The sequence below is a fragment of the Burkholderia sp. SJZ089 genome, from assembly GCF_007828315.1.
Lineage (GTDB): Bacteria > Pseudomonadota > Gammaproteobacteria > Burkholderiales > Burkholderiaceae > Burkholderia > Burkholderia gladioli.
The window spans coordinates 119376-138911 of sequence record NZ_VIUM01000015.1; the positions used below are offsets into that span (position 1 = coordinate 119376).

Here is a 19536-nt window from a genome sequence, read left to right on the forward strand (position 1 = left end):
CGCCAGCAAGCCGCTCAGGAGAAGACGATGCACGACAGGTTCGATCCCGCCTCCCTTCGCGAGCCGGGCCCGCCCGCGGCCAGGCTCCTGACGACGATCCGAAAGGCGCACGAGCGCTCCGAGATGTTCGGCCTGAGCGCCTCGGTGCGGCCGGATTACGACATCCTGACCGACGCCGCACTGGCGTTGAAGCGCGAACAGAACCGCATCCTGTGCGCGCATGCGATGCCGGTCATGGAAACGCTGCACGACCAGATCGCCAATACCCACAGCATGATCGTGCTGACCAATGCGGAGGGCCTCATCCTCCACTCGATCGGCGACGACGATTTCCTGCAGCGCGCCAAGCGGGTCGCGCTGATGCCGGGGGCCAACTGGGCCGAGAACCGCCAGGGCACCAACGGCATCGGCACCGCGCTGGCCGAGCGCAGCGCCCTGGTGGTGCACGGCGAACAGCACTATCTGTCGGCCAACCATTTCCTGACCTGTTCCAGCGTCCCGATCCTCGACCCATACGGCCAGGTGGCGGGCGTGCTGGACGTGACGGGCGACCATCGCAGCTACCACCAGCACACCATGGCGCTGGCGAAGATGTCGGTGCAGATGATCGAGAACTACCTGTTCGCCAGCACCTTCCAGGAGATGCTGCAGGTGTCCTTCCACGGGCGCGCGGAATTTCTCGGCACCTTGATGGAGGGCATCGTCGCCTTCAGCGAGGAGGGGCTCGTGGCGTCCGCCAATCGCAGCGCGCAATTCCAGCTCGGCATGTCGTTGCCGGCCTTGCGCGCCCAGACGCTCGCCTCGCTGTTCCAGACCACCTGGACGCAACTGCTGGATTGGCAGCGCGCCAATCGCGAGGTGCCCCTGATGCTGAACCTCAGCAACGGGGCGGTGGTGTGCGCGCGCGTGCAGTCGCGCCCGGCCGCGCGCGCGGATGCCTTGCAGCGCGGCCATGCGCGCGCGCTGGCCGAGGCCACCGATGCGTCGGGACCGGGGCGGCCCGCTGCCGCGAGGCGCGCCTCGCGGCTCGCCGAACTCGACACCGGCGATCCGCGGATGGCGGGCGTGATCGCCAAGCTGCGCAAGGTGATCGGCAAGGATATCCCGGTGCTCGTCACGGGACCGACCGGCTCGGGCAAGGAACTGCTCGCCCAGGCGATCCACGCCGATTCACCGCGCGGCGACGGGCCCTTCGTGGCGGTCAACTGCGCGTCCATTCCGGAAACCCTGATCGAATCGGAACTGTTCGGCTACGAGGCCGGCGCCTTCACGGGCGCGAGGCGAGGCGGTGCCGTCGGCAAGCTGATGCAGGCCGACGGCGGCACGCTGTTCCTCGACGAGATCGGCGACATGCCGTATCCGCTCCAGGCGCGGCTGCTGCGTGTGCTGCAGGAGCGGCAGGTCAATCCTCTGGGCTCGGCCAGATCGATTCCCATCGACGTGGCGATCGTCTGCGCCACCCATCGCGACCTGCGCGAGATGCTGGCGCGGCATCAGTTCCGCGAGGACCTGTATTACCGCCTGAATGGCCTGACCGTCAGGTTGCCCGCGCTGCGCGAACGCAAGGACCTGCGCGTGGTGGTGGCGCGCATGCTGGAGCAGGAGGCACGGGCCAGCGGGCGTGCTCGGGCCTTGTGCGTGGCGCCCGAGGTGATGGCGCTGTTCGAGCGTTGCGCCTGGCCCGGCAATTTCCGCCAACTGGGCAACCTGCTGCGCACGGCGGCAGCGATGGCCGACGACGATGAACCGATCCGTGCCGAGCATCTTCCCGACGATTTCCTCGAGGAACTGCGTCGCGGCGATCGACCCGAGCCCGCCGGCAGGGAGGGCGGTCCCGCCAGGGCGGGCGAGGCGGGCGCCGTGCGCCTCCAGGATGTGGCCGCGTCGGTGGTGGTGGCCGCGCTGGCGCGACACGGCGGCAACGTGTCGGCGGCGGCGCGCGAGCTGGGCGTGTCGCGCAATACGATCTACCGGAAGATCCAGCCGGAGGATTCGCTGCCGGGCACGGTCGACGGTGCCCCCTGACGTGCCCGCGCGCGTGCGACGCGACTCGGCAGCGTCGCGCGGCGTCGCCCTGCACGAATGCCGCGGCGGCCCCGCGACACGCCGACTTGCCGATGCCCGGCGCGATGCGATACCAGGCGATACCCGGCAAGGCACCGCACCGCCCGACGCTCAGCCGTCGATGCGGACCTGCACGCCGGAGGCGCTGTACAGGGGCGTCGCCTTGTAGCCGTCGACCACCACGGCGTCGAAGCGCCCCGCGAAGCTGCCGCTGTCGATCAGGCTGACCGTATCGCCCGGCTTGGGGGCGTAGCCTTGCGTGAATTTCACGTGCAGCGTGCCGCCGGCGATCGCGACCGGGCCCGCCACCGCGACGCGCCCGGCGTCGCCCGCGCCGCGATCGAGTTCCAGCGTGCTGCCCGCCAGTTGCGTGAACCTGCCGGCAATGGCCGCGCGCGACGGCGCCGCGATCGCCACCGTGCCCGCGCCCAGGTAGACGTCGCCGCGGCCGAATGCGTTCGGCGCCGCCGCCGCCAGCGTGCCGCCCGTCACCTGGGTGCCGCCGCCGTAGCTGTTGTTGCCCGCCAGGGTCAAGGTGCCGCTGCCCGCGAAGCTGAGTTTCCCGTTGCCGCCGATGTCGTTGCGCCAGGTGTCGGCCGCATTGAAGCCGCCCTTGGCGGCATCCATCGAGATCGCCACGTTGCCGTTGAACTGGCCATAGCCGTCGGCGGCCGAGAACAGGTTCAGCCGTCCCCAGCCCTCGGCGTCGTCCAGCACCGGGTAGCCCGAGGCCAGCGCGGTCGTCTTCAGCACGACGCGACGCTGATCCGCGCTCAGGTAGGGCAGGCGCGTCTCCAGCAGCGCCTCGGCCCCCTTGGGCACCACGGCGGGAGCCGTCGTGGCGTTGATCTGGCCGAAACCGAAGCTCAGGCGACGCAGGAAGTTCGCCTTGTTGGTCGCGTAGTCCGCGAAGCGGTCGCTCGAGACCGCCGCCGAATGGGCGAGGGCCGGGAAGCTCGTCGCGTTGGTGTTGGTCGCGGCATACAGCGCGGTATGCGCCTGCGCGAACGCGGCTGCCTTCAGCGCGGCATTGGCCGGGTCCGCGAGATTGGCCGCCACCGAGGCTTCGCCCAGGATGCGCCCGCCGATCACGTCGAGCGGCGAGTGCATGCCGGCGAGGATGCGGTTCTCGCCGAGCTCGAGGCCGCGGGAGAGCATTTCCTGGAAACGCTCGGGCACGACATAGGCCATGGCGATCGCGTCGCGCATCGCCTCGGCGGAATGGCCGCTGGGGAAACCGCCGTCGGTGGCCGGCGTGGTGCTCTCGGCCGGGACCAGCGCGGGCACCACCACCACGTTCTTGCTCCAGCGGTACGGGCGTTCGTATTTGTAGAAGCGCTTGGCCGGCTCCGTGGAGGCGTTGTTGCCCATCGTGTTGACGAAGTCGACCACGCTGCCGAACATCCCGTTGGCGGTGCTGCCGACGCCGGTGTTGTTGCCGCTGTCGTTGTAGAGCGTGGTGGTGGCGTCCGCCGGGATCGAGGTGATGGAGGTGGTCTGCCGGGCCGCGTTGCGCCAGGCCGTCGTCAAGGGGCCCATGCCGTCGGTGACGCTGTAGCCCTTGCCGCGGCGGTCGTCGTAGTACGCGGCGTCGGCCTGCGCGGCGCTGCGCGTGGTGGTGGCGGTCACCACGTACTGCACGTTGGCATCGAGCACGGCCGGGTTGAGCGCCGTGCCGTTGGGCGTGCCGTCGTTCGGCAGTCCTGTCCAGGTCGAGGCGACCACGGCCGGGAAACCGCCCGCGGCCGGCGCGTTCACTCCGGCGTCGACGATGTCGGTGAGCGGTTGCCAGAGGTCGCGGAAGCCGGCCAGCACGCGTACCCCGGCATTGGTGCTCATCGTGGCGTAGCGCGCGTCGCCGCGCTGGTTCGTGAACGCATTGTCGACGAAGGCCGCCACCGACGGCACCGGCGCGCTGTCGGTGAAGCCCGGATCGGCGGGCGGGGCAGGCACCTGCGAGACCACCGAGGGCGATGTATCGCTTGCGGTGCCGTCGCCGCCGCAGGCGGTGAGCAGGAACGACAGCGAGACGGCGGATGCGATGGCATGGGGACGGACGAAACGAGACACGGACGACGCGAACACTTGAGTGCTCCCTGTATTTGTTTGAAAAACGTTAACCATACGGTTACTTTGTGACACGCTTACGTCGAGACTGATTTCGATCGAGCGTCCCGGACGAGCGCACGCGCGGCGCGCGATGGCCGCCGGGACCGGACAGGCCCGGCGCCTGCCCGGCAAGTCGAGCCGGGGCCGGGAGGAAAGGGCGGGACGAGGCGGTTGCCACCCGCTATCATGGCAGCGCCCGACCGCCGAACTCCCGAAGCCGCCTGCCTATGCCGAGACTCTCGTTTTCCACTCAGATCGCCGTGCTCTGGATCCTGGTCGCGATCCTGTGCAGCCTGCTGGCCGCCGTGGTCTGGCTGATGTCGTCCTCGGCGCTGGGCGAGCGCGTCGCGGCCGGCAGGCAGCAGGCCTTCGCGGCCTGCGAGGCGGTGGCCTCGCGCTACGACATGTCGGTTCAGCGTCCGCACGAAACCAATATCGACCTCATGCACGCCGTGCTCGACCTGGTGCTGGCGCGCAGCGAAGGGGTGGAGGGCGGATTCTGGAGCAAGTCGGCCGCCGCGCCGAACGGTTTCCTGGCCTACGCCTTCCCCACCTACGAGGGCAGCGGCGTGAAGCGCGACGTTCCGGAGGCCGAAACACCGCTGATCCTGCGCACGCTCGGCGCCGCGGCCGCCGGCGCCAGGACGCAGACCAGCATCGTGTCGAGCGGCGCGGACGCGGTGATCGCCGTGGCCTGCCCCGTGCCGCATCGCGACGGGATGGTCGCCTGGACCCTGACGCGGGCACGCCCACCCCTGGGTCCTTATGGAGAGAGCGCCGCGAAGGTACTGGCCGGCGTGCTCGCCCTCATCCTGGTGCTGGCGGCGTTCCTGGCACTGGCCTTGCGACGCTGGAAGCGCAACCTGACGCGCCTGGAGCAGGCACTCGCGCCCTCGGGTGCGTTCGAGCAGGGCCGACGGCTCGATCGGTTCGGCGAGCGCGACCTGGACCATATCGTGGACGCGCTCAATCGCTACGTGGACCGCGTCGAGACGCTGCGACGCGAGACCGGCGTGCTCGCCGCGCGGCTCGCGCAGGCGGAGCGCTTCGGCGCGCTGGGCAAGATGGCCGCGCAGATCGCGCACGAGATTCGCAACCCGGCGGGGGCCATGCGCCTGAAGGCCGAGAACGCGCTCGCGGGCGACGAGGCGCGCCGCGAGGCCGCGTTGCGGATGATCATCGGTCAGGTGGGCCGCATCGAGACGCAGGTGAGCAGCCTGCTCGCGCTGACCCAGCCGGTGACGGTGGCGCCCCGCGAGGTGGACCTGCACGCCTGGCTCGACGAGGTCGTCCATCCGCACGAGGCCCGTGCCGCGGCGCGCGGCGTCGAATTGGCGGTGCAGGCCGAGCCGGGCGCGAGCCGGCCGGCCTTCGATCCCGCGCAACTCGCGCGCGCGCTGGACAATCTCGTCCTCAACGCGATCCGGCACGCCCGGGATGGCGGCCGCGTGCTGGTGCGAGCCTCGCACGTTTGCACGCGGGAGGGCGAGCGGCTCAGGCTGGAGGTGATCGACGACGGGCCGGGCGTCGCGCCGGCCGAACGCGAGCATGTCTTCGAGCCCTTCGTGACCGGGCATCCCGACGGCTCCGGCCTGGGCCTGGCCGTGGTTCGCGAGATCGCGTCCGCGCATGGCGGCCGCGCCAGCCTGGCCGAGGACACCGAACACACCCGTTTCCTGATCGAGCTGCCATGGCGACCGTACTGATCATCGACGACGACGAGGCTTTTCGCGAAGGCCTCGCCGAAACCATCCAGGACCTGGGCCATCGCTGCCTCGAGGCCGGCTCGGGCGACGACGCCTTCGCGATATTGCGCGAACACGCCGTGCCGGACTGCATCTTCCTCGATTTCCGCCTGCCGGGCGCGGACGGGCTGGCGGTGCTCGAGTCGCTGCGCGCGATGGAGGGCATGCGCCACGTGCCGGTCGTGATGCTGACCGCGCACGCGAGCAGCGCCAATACCATCGGCGCGATGCGCCTGGGCGCGTTCGAGCATCTGACCAAGCCGGTCGGGCGCGACCAGATCGCGGCGCTGCTCGCGCGCATGCTCGACGTTCGCCGTGAGGCGCGCGAGCCCGAGGCGGCACCCGCCTTCGTCGACGAGGCAGCCTCGGACGAACCGCAGCTGCTCGGCGTGAGCGAGGCGATTCGCGAGGTGCAGAAGCGCCTGGGTCGCGCCGCGGCAACCACCTCGACCGTGCTCGTCACCGGCGAGACGGGCACCGGCAAGGAGGTGGCGGCGCGCGTGCTGCATCGCGCGTCGACGCGTGCCGACGGCCCGTTCGTCGCGGTCAATTGCGCGGCGATCCCCGACGCGCTGCTCGAAAGCGAGCTGTTCGGCCATGACAAGGGCGCCTTCACCGGTGCCCACGCCGCGCGACGCGGCCGCTTCGAGGAGGCGCACCAGGGCACGCTGTTCCTGGACGAGATCGGCGACATGCCGCTCGCGATGCAGGCCAAGCTGCTGCGCGTGCTGCAGGAGCGGCGGCTCACGCCGCTCGGATCGAGCCGCGAGGTGGCGATCGACGTGCGGGTGGTGGCCGCCACGCATCGCGACCTGCCCGGGATGGTGACGGCCGGCACGTTCCGCCAGGACCTGCTGTATCGGCTCAACGTGATTCCCCTGCACATTCCGCCCTTGCGCGAGCGTGTGGCGGACATCCTGCCGCTCGCCGAGCACTTCCTGGCCAGCCTGGCGCCGCCGTCCTCGCGCAAGCGTCTTTCCGTCGACGCGCAGCGCCTGCTGGCCACCTTTGCCTGGCCGGGCAACGTGCGCGAGCTGGCCAACGCCATGGAGCGTGCCAGCGCGCTGGCGGCGGGCACGCTGCTCACGCGCGAGGACTTCGGCTTCCTGCTCGACACGGCCGGCGGCGGCACCGATGAACTGCCCGCCCATCTGGCCGAGCTGTCGCTCGGCGATGCCCTGGCCTGGCTCGAACGGGCGCTGGTGCTGCGCGCGCTCGCGCTGGCGGACGGCAATCGCGCCGAAGCCGCGCGCCGGCTGGGCATCAGCCGGCAATCCCTCTACACACGGCTGGCCAGCCTGGGGATATCGAATCCCAAGCCCGACGCCGGCTCGTGATGCCGGGCCGGGGTGTCAACGAAGCGGACGGTTGTCGTCCGCCTGATTGACACCGCGGCCGGCGCGTTAGGCCCGAGCGCCTTGATCCATCGGCCTCGCGCGGGTGGCACGGCGCTTGCAGCATGATTCGCGTCCCGCAACGGAGCGAATCATGCAAGCCATATCGACCTACCCAGTCAAACGCCTTGCCACCCACCTTCTCGGTGCGTTCGGCGTGCTCGCGCTGTTGGCCGCAAGCAGCGCCTGCCAGGCGCAACCGTCTTCCGACGCCCCGCCGGCCGCCGCCCACCTGCTGCCGCCGCCGGGGACGCTCGCGCCGGTGCTGCCCCGCGGCGGCGCGGTTCCCGAGCCGCTCGCCGACGCGGGTCCGGCCGTGACCCTGCAGGCGACCGTATCGCGCTTCGTGACCAATCCCGATGGCGAGGTCGATGGCTTCCTGAGCCACGATGGCGCGATCGTGCACGTCGGTCCGCGCGCCGGCGCGCGGCTGGCCGCGGCGATCCGGCCCGGCGACACCGTGCAGGTGACGGGCACGCGCGACGCCGCCGGCAATCTCGTCGCGCAACGCATCGCCGACGCGAGAAGCGGCCGGCAGCTTGCCGAGGCGCCGCCGCCGGGCGTGCCGCCCACGCCGGACGACCTGCGCGGCGCGGGCCTGTCGCCGCTCAGCGTGCAAGGCGAGGTGGCCCATGTCACGACCGCGCCGCGTGGAGAACCCGATGGCGTGATCCTCACCGACGGCACCTCGATCAAGCTCACGCCACCTGTGGCGCAGCAATTTCCGCAGCTCCTGCGCATCGGAGCGAGCGTGGCGGCGCAGGGATACGGCACGCGCAACGAATACGGCACGGCCCTGCAGGCGACCGCCTTCGGGCCGCCGGGCAACCTGAGCCGGCTCTACGACAGCCCGCCCCCGGCACCCTGAACGATCGCCCGGCTTCATGCTTTTCACGAACATCGAACGAGGATCACGACATGCATTGGATCGACCCCGAAGGCCTTCCCGAAACGCGCGGCACGGTAAGCCGCTTTCTTCTGAACCCGCACGGCGAAATCGACGGCATCGTGCTCGGCACGCGCGACATGCGTCTGGTGCATGTGCCGCCGCATCTGTCGAAGCGAATCGAGCGGCACGTGGCGGTGGGCGACACGATACGCGTGCGTGGGGTGAAGCCGCGCGGCGCGGACCTGATCGCGGCGGTGGAGCTGGTGACGCGACAAGGCGCGGTGATACTGGACGAAGGTCCCCAGCGCGACGGCGAAAAACATGGCAAGCCGCATGTGGAGCACGAACCGATGGAGACGGGCGGAAAAGTCGTGTTGTCGCTGTACGGCCCGAAGGGGGAGCTGCGCGGGGCGCTGCTGGAGGACGGCACCTCCTTGCGCATGCCGCCGCACGCGGCCGGCGAGCTGCGGTCCTATCTGGTGCCGGGTGCATGGGTGCAGGCCTGGGGCCGGGGCATCGAGAACCGTCGCGGCCGCACCATCGAGGTGGACGAGATCGCCGAGCTGATCGACGCCCCCGCGTGACATAGACACCGAGCGACCGACACCACGTGCCCGATATGAGCGATATTTACAGACTGATCATCCCGCTTCTGGAGGCGCGCGAGGCCTTGCTGGTGCCGATTCGGTCCATCCTCAACGAGTATTCGCTGACGGAGCAGCAATGGCGCATTCTCCGTCTCCTCGAAGAAGTGTCCGGGGAAGGTCTGGAGGCGGGGCAAATCGCGAAGCAATGCTGCCTTCTCCATCCCAGCCTGACCCGCATACTCGAGCGCCTGGAACGTGACGGCATGATCACGAGAAAGCGCTCGGCGCTGGATTTGCGGCGCTCGAAAATCAGGTTGACGGTGCGCAGCCGAAGCCTGATCGGCAGGATACAACCTCGAATCGAGGCGCAATACCGGTCGATCGAGGCGAAATTCGGACGCGGCAAGCTGGAGGAAATTTACGCGGCACTGCGTCGTGTGCAGGAGGTCGGCCGTGATGAGAGCGATGGCAGCCTTTCATCGGCCTGAACCGGATCGAGGTGTCGGGAATCGACCGCCATGCAGCGGTCGGTCGGCCTGGCGACCTGGATCACGCCGCACCGACGAGGCGCGGTGAAGGCCGCACGTCTTGCTGCCCTGGCTGGAACGACTGCGCTGGCGGATGTCGATCGGATCACGGCATGTCGTGCGCTCTCCCTTCAGATCGATGTCTGTCTGCCGTTATACCGTATGGTTAACGCGGCAGCCGCGGTTCGGTGAAAGGCGTACGAGGCGTTCGCATCGATCGTGTTTCCTGGCGCGCTGTCCTGATCGTCCGCCGTACGCCGTCGCGTCGCGGCATATCTGCGTTGTGATATTCGTCCCGGGGCGGCTATTCGTCATGTCAATCTCAAAACGCTTGTAATTCGTTTCCTCGCAGCTTGCTGCCTTCTTGGCGATCCACCAGATCGAATCGCCCTACTCGCATCCAATAACAACCAAGCGGCCGGATTGCCGACATGACGTACCTGCCGTGGACCGTGGGGCCCACCCCCGGCCCGGCAATTTGGCCGGCACGCCCTCTCGGAGCAAAACACATGGCTACCACGACCGCCTCCGCCGTCCCCTCGAACCCATCCACAGGGAAGGCCAAGCGCTTCATCCTGTTCGGGCTGATCGGCCTGCTCCTCGCCGCCGCGGGCGCGGGCGCGGCCTGGTTTGCCTTCGTCAGGCACGAGGGCATGGCCGAGGCCGCCCAAGCCGGCCCGCCGCCGCTTTCCACGCCGGTGTACTTCCCGCTCGATCCGATGACGGTGAACCTGCAGTCCGACGACGAGATGCACTACGTGCGCATCGGCCTGACCCTGAAGCTCACCGATCCGACCGCCCAGGATTACCTGACGCAACATATGCCCGAGATCCGCAGCCGCATCCTGATGGCCCTGTCGAACAAGCATCCCGAGGATCTCGCCACGCTCGACGACAAACGCCAGCTCGTCGACCAGCTGCGCGCCCTGATCGAGCGGCCGACGCAGCCGGGCAATCGCAGCGCTCGTGTCGACGAGGTGCTGATCACCGATTTTGTCCTGCAGTAGCTCGCCACGGCGCGCCGGGTTCGGCATCTCGCCGCGAGTGCGCAGGTCCCGCCGGACCTGGGCTCAGGGCGACCGTGACGGTTGCGGGAGCGACTCGAGGCCGGGCCGGGCGAAAAGATAGCCTTGCATCAGGACCACATCCTCGGCCAGCAGGAAGTCCCGTTCCAGGGGCGTCTCCACGCCTTCCGCGATGACGCGGATGCCCAGATCGCGGCAAATCGCCAGGACGCCGCGCACGATGTGCTGACGAACGGGGTCGGCGTCGACGCGGCGCACCAGTTCAATGTCCAGCTTGATCAGGTCGGGCTGGAAGTCGGCCAGTAGCGAAAGCCCGGCGTAGCCTGCACCGAAGTCGTCGATCGCCGTCTGAAAGCCGAATTGCTTGTATGCCCGGAATATTTCCACCAGGCGCGGGCGATCCGCGATGTTCTCGCTTTCCGCCGTCTCCAGGATGATCCGCTCCACGGGAAAGCCGTGCCGCTCCGCGGCTTCGAAGGTGCGCTTGATGCATGCGGCGGGATGATGAACCGCGTTCGGCAGGAAATTGATGGACAGATAGGTGTCGAGACCGAGTTCGGAGGCCTGGCGGATCGCCGTCGTTCTGCAGTGCTGGTCGAACAGGTATCGATTGTCCGCGTTGACCTGGCACAGCACGTTCGACGCGCCTTCGCCCCGCGGGCCGCGTACCAGGGCCTCGTAGCCATAGGGGCGCATCGACCGCACATCGACGATCGGCTGGAACGCGAAGGTGATGTCGACATCGAGCTTGTCGTCGTCGCGGCAGCTCGAACAGTGGCTGTTCCGGACAGCGAGAGCGGGCAGGTCGGCGGGGGAGGCAGTCATCGAATACATCCATGTGAGGAAAGGGAGCGGGGGCCGCCTGTCGACGAGTCCATGTGGGAACCGTGTCCGGGTGTTGCCGTTCGACGCCGTCGCGGTTCGCCATTCACTGCATGGTTAATCAGCCATCCGAAATTTTCAGGAGGCGACCGTATCCAATTGCTCGATGCTTGCCACCACATCGAACAGCGTGGACGACGGCTGGGCAAATCGTACACGAGATACGTAGCGCCGAGGCAGTCGAACTGCCTGAAATCACGCGTCCGGCACGCGTTTTCAGTCCGATATCCGGCGCCGGTCCTCGATCTCGGCGACATGTGTCAACGGATCGGACGGCTGACGTCCGCTTGCTTGACACATGCGCCGCCGCTTGCGCTTCGCATGCCCCGATCCCGGGGCCCCGCTCCGGATGGCATGACGTTTGCATCCTGCTTCGCATTTCCACGATCGGCGAATCCGCCGGCCGCCTCGATTCGCCGGTCCGAGGCCGCCCTGTCCATGGCCTCGGGACACCCTGTTTGCCCCGTTGCCTATACGCGCCGTCGATCGGGCTTCGCCCCGCCGAGAATCGCACACGAGGATCAAGAGATGGATTGGATCGACTCCGAAGGCCGTGCCGAACCGCTCGCCACGCCCGCCACGCGCCAGGTCCGGCTGCCGCGGCGTCTTTCCTGGCAGCTCGAACCATGAGAGCCCGGTACGCCCTCGAAGGGCTCAATTTCTTCATGGCCGACGTGCAGGCCGGGATCGGCCCGTTTCTCGGCGTCTTCCTGCAGGCGCAGGGCTGGCGTCCGGACGCGATCGGCGCGGTGATGACGCTCGGCGGCATCGCCGGCATGCTGGCGACCTCACCCGCCGGCGCCCTGGTGGATGCCACCCGGCACAAGCGCGGCCTCATCGTGGCGGCGGCGCTCGCCACCACGCTCGCCTCCCTGGTGCTGTGGATATCGCAGCAGCATTGGGTGGTGGCCGTCTCGCAGGTGTTCACCGCGCTGGCCGGCGCGGTGCTCGGCCCCGCCGTCCTCGGCATGACGCTCGGCATGGTCAGCGAACGCGACTTCGACCGGCAGTTCGGACGCAACCAGGTGGCCAATCACGCGGGCAACGTGGCCGGGGCGGCGCTGTCGGGCTGGCTCGGCTGGCGTTTCGGATTCGGCGCCGTATTCGCGCTGGCCGGCGTGTTTGCCGTGCTGGCGATCGTCACCACCTTGCTGATCCCGCGCGAGGCGATCGACCATGATCGGGCGAGGGGGCTGGACGCCACCTCGTCGGCGCAGGGCGGGCCGGCAAGCGGCGCGCGTGCGTTGCTCGGCAACCGTGCCTTGCTGCTGCTCGCGGTGGCGCTTGCGCTGTTCCATCTCGGCAACGCCGCCATGCTGCCGCTCTATGGTCTTGCGGTGGTGGCCGCCCGACAGGGCGATCCGAGCGTGCTGACCGCGCAGACCATCGTCGTCGCGCAACTGGTGATGATCGTCGCCGCCTGCATCGCGCCGCGACTGATCCGCAGCATCGGCTACTGGGGTGTGATCCTGCTCACCTTTCTCGCCTTGCCGCTGCGCGGGGTGGTGGCCGCGAGCTTCATCACCGCCTGGGGTGTCTGGCCGGTGCAGGTGCTCGACGGCGTGGGCGCCGGGCTGCAGAGCGTGGCCGTTCCGGCGCTGGTGGTTCGTCTGCTGCAGGGTACGGGGCGGGTGAATGTCGGCCAGGGCGTGGTCATGACGGTCCAGGGAATGGGCGCCGCGTTGAGCCCCGCGCTGGGCGGGTTCCTCGCGCAGCACCTCGGGTATGGCGCCGCGTTCCTGGCGCTCGGCGGGGTGTCGGTCGGTTCGCTGGCGCTCTGGCTCTGCTTCGGCACGACGCTGAAGCGCGCCTGCGGCCTCCCCGCGCTTGTCGAAGACACGCCGCTCGTCCGATGAATCCAAGCTGGCTTGCCTGGGGTATCGCGCTGAGCTCGACCGCGGGCGTCATCCTGCGTCCTTTTCGCTGGCCCGAGGCGGTTTGGGCGGTCACGGGGGCACTGCTGCTGGTCGTGCTCGGCCTGCTCCCGGTCCATCTCGCCTGGCAGGCGGTCTGCAAGGGCGGCGACGTCTACCTGTTTCTCACCGGCATGATGCTGCTGTCCGAGCTGGGCCGTCGCGAGGGTCTGTTCGACTGGGTCGCGGCACTGGCCGTCCGGCATGCAAACGGTTCGCCGCGCCGGCTGTTCGTGCAGGTGTACCTGGTCGGCGTCGGCGTGACGGCCTTCCTCTCGAACGATGCCGCGGCGGTCGTGCTCACGCCGGCGGTGTTCGCTGCCGCGCGGCGTGCCGGGACTCGACCGCTGCCTTTTCTCTATGCATGCGCCTTCGTCGCGAACGCGGCCAGCTTCGTCCTGCCGATATCGAACCCGGCCAATCTCGTGCTGTACGGCAACCATACGCCGGCGCTGGGTACCTGGGTGGCCCGTTTTGCCTTGCCCTCGGCGCTGTCGATCCTCGCGACGTTCTGGATGCTGCGCCATACGCACCGCGAGCACCTCGCCGGTGCCTGTGCGACGGACCCGCCCGTCGAGCCGCTCGGCTCGAGCGGCAAGGTGGCGCTGGCCGGGATCGCCGTGACGGCGGTGGCCTTGCTGGCGGTGTCCGCCTTCGATCTGCCGCTCGGCCTGCCCACCGCGGCGCTCGGTGTGTTGACCGCGCTGGTGGTGCTGCTCAAGGAGCGTCGCTCTCCCTTCGCCTTCCTCGGGGAAATTTCCTGGAGCGTGCTGCCGCTGGTGGCCGGCCTGTTCGTGCTGGTGGAAATGCTGGCGCATACCGGCGTGATCGATGCCCTGTCACGGCTGCTCGCATCGGCTGCCGGACGCGATCAGGGCTTGGCCGCCGCCGTGGCCGGCGGCGCGCTCGCGCTGGGCAGCAACGCGATCAACAACTTGCCGGCCGGCCTGATCGCGAGTGCGACCGTGGCGGCGGCACATAGTCCTCAGCGCGTGGTGGATGCGCTGCTGATCGCCGTCGATCTCGGGCCCAACCTGTCGATCACCGGCTCGCTCGCCACCATTCTCTGGCTCTCGGCCATTCGCCGCGAAGGCGAGGAAGTCGGCTTCATGCAGTTCCTCGCGGTTGGCGCCGCGGTGATGCTTCCGGCTCTCGCGCTGGCCCTGGGCGCACGGCTGCTGACCGGGGGCTGAGCCGGCGCGTGCCTTGCGGCGACCCGCTTCATCGATGTGCCGAGGCCGGCCCCGCGGCATCTCGTTTCCCCTGTTCCTGCACGCGGTGCCGCGGGCGGATATCAATGCCTCGAATTTCAATTCCGATCTCGATCCTCGAATTAATAAGACGATAGTGTCAGTCCGATAATTCGTCCAATGATTTCCAATTCGTCATGAATTGAAAATCAATGTGAATTCTTTCGGCCAAGAGACGTTTGCACGGGATCCCGCGCTGGTCAAGAGCTAAAGCCCGTGCCACCGGTTCCGTTAACACCGGTGCGGACTGGCTTGAATACCGCAAAATGTTCCCGATGTCGATTTATATGATATTTCGGGAGGATGGGGTGGCAGGTGCTTGGATTTGGAGAATCGGGGTAGAAAATGAATATCAATAAATGGTCAGTCAAAACGAAATTGACGGTCGCCTTCGGCTTTCTGGCGGCGATGGTGGTGATCGTTTCCGGCTTCTCGCTGAGCGGGATCGTCGAATCGCATGAACGCTTCTCCAGCTATGTCGAGGGCGTCAATGCGCGGGGCAACGCGGCACAGGCGGTCCGGCGCGCGGTGGACGATCGGGCCATGGCCGTGAGAAACCTGGTGCTGGTCACCGCACCCGCCGATATCGAGATCGAAAAGGCCGCGGTTTTCGATGCGCAACGCCGTGTCGAGCAAACCCTCGGCGCATTCAATGCGCTGGTGGCCAGCGCCACCGACATGAGCGAGCGGGGGCGGCAGTTGGCGGCCGAACTTCCGAGGATCGAAGCCCAATACCGGCCGGTGTCGCTCGACATCGCGCAACTGGCCGTGAGCGGGCAGCGGGACGCCGCGATCGCGGCGATCGCCTCGAAGTGCCGGCCATTGCTGTCGGCGCTGATCAAGGCCGAAAACGACTATGGCGGCTTCGTGCGCGAGCAGGAGGGGCAGCGGGTCCAGGCTTCCTCGGCGCAGTTTCACCAACAGCGCAACCTGCTGGTCGGCATCTGCCTGGCGACGGTGTTGCTGGCGGTGCTGGCCGGCGTGGTGATCACGCGAGGTATCCTGCGCGCGCTCGGCGCCGATCCCACCGAACTGAGCGAAGTCACGATGCGGGTGGCCGAGGGCGATCTTCGGCCGGTACCCGGTGCCGAGCGCGCCATGGCCGGCAGCGTGCTGGCCTCGATGGGCGCCATGCAGCGCAGCCTGGTCGGCCTGATCGGGCAGGTGCGCTCGGCCGCGGACAGTATCGCCACGGGTTCGAGCCAGATTGCGTCGGGCAACGTGGACCTGTCCTCGCGCACGGAACAGCAGGCCGCGTCGCTGCAGGAAACCGCGGCGAGCATGGAGGAACTCACCTCCGCCGTCAGGCAGAATGCGGAGAACGCGCAGCAGGCGAGCAGCCTTTCCGCCAATGCGTCCGAAGTGGCCGGGCGCGGCAATCGCGTCGTGAGCCAGGTGGTCGGCACCATGGACGAGATCAGCGCGAGTTCCGGCAAGATCGCCGACATCACGGGCATCATCGAAGGCATTGCGTTCCAGACGAACATCCTGGCGCTCAACGCGGCGGTGGAGGCGGCCCGGGCCGGCGAACAGGGCCGCGGATTCGCCGTGGTGGCCAGCGAGGTGCGCAGCCTCGCCCAGCGATCGTCGGCGGCCGCCAAGGAGATCAAGGAGTTGATCAGCTCGTCGGTGCAGAAGGTCCTGGATGGCTCCCAGTTGGTGGGCGAGGCCGGCAAGACGATGACCGAGGTCACCCAGGCGGTGGCACGGGTGACCGACATCATGGGGGAGATCGCTGCCGCGTCGAGCGAGCAGAGCCGGGGAATCGAGCAGGTCAACCTGGCCGTGACGCAGATGGACGAGGTCACGCAGCAGAACGCCGCGCTGGTGGAGGAGGCGGCCGCGGCTTCGAAATCGCTGGAGGATCAGGGGCGGCAGTTGAGTCACGCGATCTCGCTGTTCCGGATCGATGCCGCGGTATTCGGACATTGAACAAGGCTCGCCTGCTGGCCGCGTTCGCTCGCGACGCGCCGGCGGCGCGAGCGGCAAGGGGGATCGCATCGCTCGAGGCATGACGGTTGCCGGAGGCGGCCGGGCCGGGTAAGCCGCGCAAGCTCGACGCCGTCGATCGCGAGGGGCACTTCGTCAGGCGGGTGCCTCGTCATCCTCCATCGACGCCACGCATACCCGGTTTCTTCCTTGTCGCTTGGCCTCGTAGAGCGCCAGGTCGGCTCGATGCGACAGGGCGTCGACCGAGGCTGGCCGTCCTGCTCGGCCCGTCGCGCATCCTATGCTGACCGTGAAGGCAGGTACCGGCTCGGGGAAATCCGCGAGCCGGTTCGTTTCGATCTCCTGTCGAATGGCCTCCGCGACGCGTGCCGCGCCGTTCTCATCGGTATTGGCCAGCACCGCGACGAATTCCTCCCCGCCGTAACGCGCCGCGATGTCGCCATGACGCCGGACGTGCTTGCGTATGCATTCGGCCAGGAAGCGCAGGGCGGTGTCGCCCCTGGCATGGCCATGGACATCGTTGTACTGCTTGAAGTGGTCGGCGTCGATGAACAGGACGGACATGCAGGTGTTGCCGCGATGGACCCGATGCCATTCGTCGTCCAGCGCGGCATCCAGTGCCCGGCGGTTCAGCAGCCCGGTCAAGGCATCGGTGTGGCTGAGATCCGTCAGTCTCTGCTGTTTTCTCAGGTTGTCGCGCAAGGCGAAGGCAAGCAGCCAGACCACCGCGCAGAACGAGGCGCTGATCGCCCCGGCTGACACGCCGACCTTCCAGGACATGCGGCTGATGTCGGCCAGCACGTCGCGTTTGGCAGGCGCGATCACCGCGATCAGCGGGGTGCCGGGCACGCGCTGGAACGTGTACAGGCGCAGGGTACCGTCGACAATGGAGCGTGCGGCATAGAAGCCCGAGTGGCTGCTTACCATGCGCGCGAAGGTCTTGGAGTCGCGCAGGATCGTCATCTGGCTCTCGCTGACGGGGGGATTTCTCGCCAGGATGGCGCCATCCGTGCGCACCACGGCGCTGACGCCATGGGCGCCGACATTCAAGCGGGACAGCAACTGGTCGAAGTAGGCCAGGTCGATGGCGACCACCGCGATGCCGTCGAACGCATGGTTCGGTCCCTCGACTCGGCGAGACAGGGCGATCGACCGTGTGCCGCCGCGCGAGCGCGCTTGGTAAGGCTCCGATACGTACAGCCCGATGTCCGGGGCATTGCGGTGCACCGTGAAGTAGTCCCGGTCGCTGAAATCCCATTTATGCGTGTTGCCGCAGCATCCGTCGACCAGCCTGCCCCGCGCATCGGTGATGCCCATCCCGGTGACATACTGCGCGGTGGTTCTTTCGAACAGCAGGTCATGCCGCAGGCGGGGGTCCATTTTTTGGAATGCGGGGTTGCCGAGATTCGCCGTCAGGCTCATCAAGGCGGTGTTGGCGGTTTCGACGGTCCTGGTTATTTCACTGACCAGCACCGCGGTGACGTTGCGCGAGTTCTCGTTGGCATGATCGATGACTTCACTTCGCGTGGCAGCGAGCGTCATGATACTGATTCCCGCGGCCGCGGCCGACATCAAGGTGCCCAACATGCCGACGATCAGAAAATTCTTTCCAGCCCAGTCGGCGATTTTCCCGATCGAGTTTGAGGTGGACATGCTTATCTTCGGATGAAAACGAACGTGGGGCTTTCGACGCTTACGTGGGCATCCGCGGTGGGGCGCGGCAGGCGCAATTAAAGCATGTAATGCGGGTAGCGTTTGATCGTTATTGGGTAGCCGTCGCGCAGGTGCGACGCTGTCGGCCGACGGGCATTCAGCGCGGTATGCGCGAGCCTGGCCGTTCGCCGGAGTTCGTATCCCGGGACCGCATATTTGGCCGATCGCTCATCGAGATCGACACTTTCTGGTCTCCTTCCTATTTTTCGGAAGGCGACTATGTTTATTTGGCGTATCGCGTAGAGAACAGGATGACCCTGCCGTTGTACGCCGAGGTCAACGGCGGGGCGGTCACCGAATTGAAGCCCGGGATCGGACATCGGGGCGCGGGGTACCTGCGCGGGTGGACGCGATTCATTTCGGTCCTTTGCCTGCGGCGCTCCGCAGGGTGCGGATCGACCTCGTCGATGCCTCGCACGGCATGATCGGGACACCGACGAAAAACTTCGTGTGGCCACGAGTGTCCCCCGCTCCGGGGCGACGAATCCTGTCGAGCGCCCCGGCGGCCTACGTCAAGCCAGGTAGCTGGCCTTGGCCGCGTCCAGATGGTCGGCGAGCCGCTTCGGCGGACGTGCGAGCAGCGACGCGAGGTGATCGGTGACGATGGACAGATTGCCGGCCCGGGTCTCCGCCTCGATCGACATCAGGACGGGAATGAACGCACCGGGCACGCCGGCCGCTTTCAGCCCTTCGGCGAATTGCTCGTCCGTCACGTTCACCGCGGTAAGCGGTTGGCCCGTCGCGCGGCGCGCCCGCTCCGCGATTTCCTCGCGGTTGAGCGCCTCGGAGCCGGTCAGTGTGTAGATCCGGCTATCGGTGCCCGAGCCGGCCAGCACGGCGGCAATCGCTTCTGCGATGTCCTCTCGTGCCGCGTAGGAGGTTCTACCGCCTTGCGCCGCCGAATGCCATTGGCCTCGCTTCAGCGCCGCGGGCAGCGACATCAACAGGTTCTCGTGATACCAGCCGTTGCGGAAAATGACGTGCGGCAGGCCGCTGGCCTGGATGGCTCGCTCGGTTTCCAGGTGATCGTTCGCGAAGCTCAGCAGCGAACTGGCCGGGTTGAACTGCGAGGTATAGGCGAGGCGGCCGACGCCTGCCGCCGCCGCCGATGCAACCGCGTTGCGATGCTGCTTCAGCCGTGCCCCGGCTTCTTCCAGCGCATCCGTCGAAATGACGAGCACGGTGCCGACACCGTCGAACGCCTCGGTCAAGCCTTGCCGGTCCTCGAAGTCGGCCTTGCGAACCGCGATGCCTGCCATCGCGAGATCGGCAAGCGTTTCCGGGCTGCGTGTGCCCGCGATGATGCGTGCCGGCGTCACGCCGCGCGCCAGCAGATGCTGGATGACGAGGCGGCCGAGATGACCGGATGCGCCGGTGATGAAAATGGTGTCGTTCATGGACTGGCCTTGTTGCGAGTGTTAGTCTCATTTCGAGAGTGACTCGATCATCGAGCCTCTGCGTAGCTCCGTAAAGAAGGCAGTTTTTGAG

14 protein-coding genes are annotated in these 19536 nt (G+C 67.9%); 10 read left to right on the plus strand and 4 right to left on the minus strand.

The genetic code is table 11. The features are described from left to right. Positions 1 to 27 precede the first annotated feature (27 nt). On the plus strand, positions 28 to 2025 hold the full coding sequence (locus FB600_RS25970) for a sigma-54-dependent Fis family transcriptional regulator (protein WP_145757568.1): 1998 nt from the start codon (positions 28 to 30) through the stop codon (positions 2023 to 2025). 150 nt (positions 2026 to 2175) lie between these two features. On the opposite strand, the gene FB600_RS25975 is transcribed toward FB600_RS25970, so the two are convergent. Further along, on the minus strand, positions 2176 to 4188 hold the full coding sequence (locus FB600_RS25975; protein ID WP_233635241.1) for a phosphatase PAP2 family protein: 2013 nt from the start codon (positions 4186 to 4188) through the stop codon (positions 2176 to 2178). A 212-nt stretch (positions 4189 to 4400) separates the two neighbouring features. Between FB600_RS25975 and FB600_RS25980 the strand changes: the two genes are divergently transcribed. From FB600_RS25980 to fliL, 6 genes are all read left to right on the plus strand, one after another. Continuing rightward, a complete protein-coding gene (locus FB600_RS25980) occupies positions 4401 to 5879 on the plus strand; it encodes a sensor histidine kinase (RefSeq protein WP_098182636.1) in 1479 nt (492 codons plus the stop codon). Beyond that, complete coding sequence (locus tag FB600_RS25985) at positions 5864 to 7255, plus strand: sigma-54-dependent transcriptional regulator (protein WP_098182637.1); 1392 nt, start codon at positions 5864 to 5866, stop codon at positions 7253 to 7255. The genes FB600_RS25980 and FB600_RS25985 overlap by 16 nt, the downstream gene beginning before the upstream one ends. Positions 7256 to 7406: 151 nt before the next feature. Continuing rightward, positions 7407 to 8180, plus strand: a complete 774-nt coding sequence (locus tag FB600_RS25990; RefSeq protein ID WP_096752680.1) for a hypothetical protein — start codon at positions 7407 to 7409, stop codon at positions 8178 to 8180. A gap of 50 nt (positions 8181 to 8230) precedes the next feature. Next, positions 8231 to 8785 carry a hypothetical protein gene (locus tag FB600_RS25995; RefSeq protein WP_047837895.1) on the plus strand — a complete coding sequence of 185 codons (555 nt, stop codon included), beginning with the start codon at positions 8231 to 8233 and terminating at the stop codon, positions 8783 to 8785. Between the two features lie 35 nt (positions 8786 to 8820). Next, positions 8821 to 9276 (plus strand): homoprotocatechuate degradation operon regulator HpaR, encoded by a 456-nt coding sequence (gene hpaR, locus FB600_RS26000; RefSeq protein ID WP_096752681.1) that lies wholly within the window; start codon positions 8821 to 8823, stop codon positions 9274 to 9276. Between the two features lie 548 nt (positions 9277 to 9824). Beyond that, a complete protein-coding gene (gene fliL, locus FB600_RS26005; protein WP_036040647.1) occupies positions 9825 to 10322 on the plus strand; it encodes a flagellar basal body-associated protein FliL in 498 nt (165 codons plus the stop codon). 63 nt (positions 10323 to 10385) lie between these two features. Here fliL and FB600_RS26010 read toward each other — a convergent pair whose 3' ends face one another. Continuing rightward, a complete protein-coding gene (locus tag FB600_RS26010; RefSeq protein ID WP_098151779.1) occupies positions 10386 to 11165 on the minus strand; it encodes an EAL domain-containing protein in 780 nt (259 codons plus the stop codon). Positions 11166 to 11848: 683 nt separating this feature from the next. Between FB600_RS26010 and FB600_RS26015 the strand changes: the two genes are divergently transcribed. The 3 genes from FB600_RS26015 to FB600_RS26025 all read left to right on the plus strand — a co-directional run bounded on the left by FB600_RS26015 (position 11849) and on the right by FB600_RS26025 (position 16317). After that, positions 11849 to 13078, plus strand: a complete 1230-nt coding sequence (locus tag FB600_RS26015; protein ID WP_098151780.1) for an MFS transporter — start codon at positions 11849 to 11851, stop codon at positions 13076 to 13078. Further along, positions 13075 to 14328: an arsenic transporter gene (locus tag FB600_RS26020; RefSeq protein ID WP_145757567.1), complete on the plus strand. Its 1254-nt coding sequence runs from the start codon at positions 13075 to 13077 to the stop codon at positions 14326 to 14328. Before FB600_RS26015 ends, FB600_RS26020 begins: the two co-directional genes overlap by 4 nt. A 402-nt stretch (positions 14329 to 14730) precedes the next feature. Then, positions 14731 to 16317, plus strand: a complete 1587-nt coding sequence (locus FB600_RS26025) for a methyl-accepting chemotaxis protein (RefSeq protein ID WP_098151782.1) — start codon at positions 14731 to 14733, stop codon at positions 16315 to 16317. A gap of 153 nt (positions 16318 to 16470) precedes the next feature. Here the strand turns inward: FB600_RS26025 and FB600_RS26030 are convergent, their stop codons facing one another. Next, positions 16471 to 17988: a sensor domain-containing diguanylate cyclase gene (locus tag FB600_RS26030; RefSeq protein WP_145757566.1), complete on the minus strand. Its 1518-nt coding sequence runs from the start codon at positions 17986 to 17988 to the stop codon at positions 16471 to 16473. A gap of 572 nt (positions 17989 to 18560) precedes the next feature. Further along, positions 18561 to 19445, minus strand: a complete 885-nt coding sequence (locus FB600_RS26035) for an SDR family oxidoreductase (RefSeq protein WP_098151784.1) — start codon at positions 19443 to 19445, stop codon at positions 18561 to 18563. Positions 19446 to 19536: the final 91 nt, after the last annotated feature.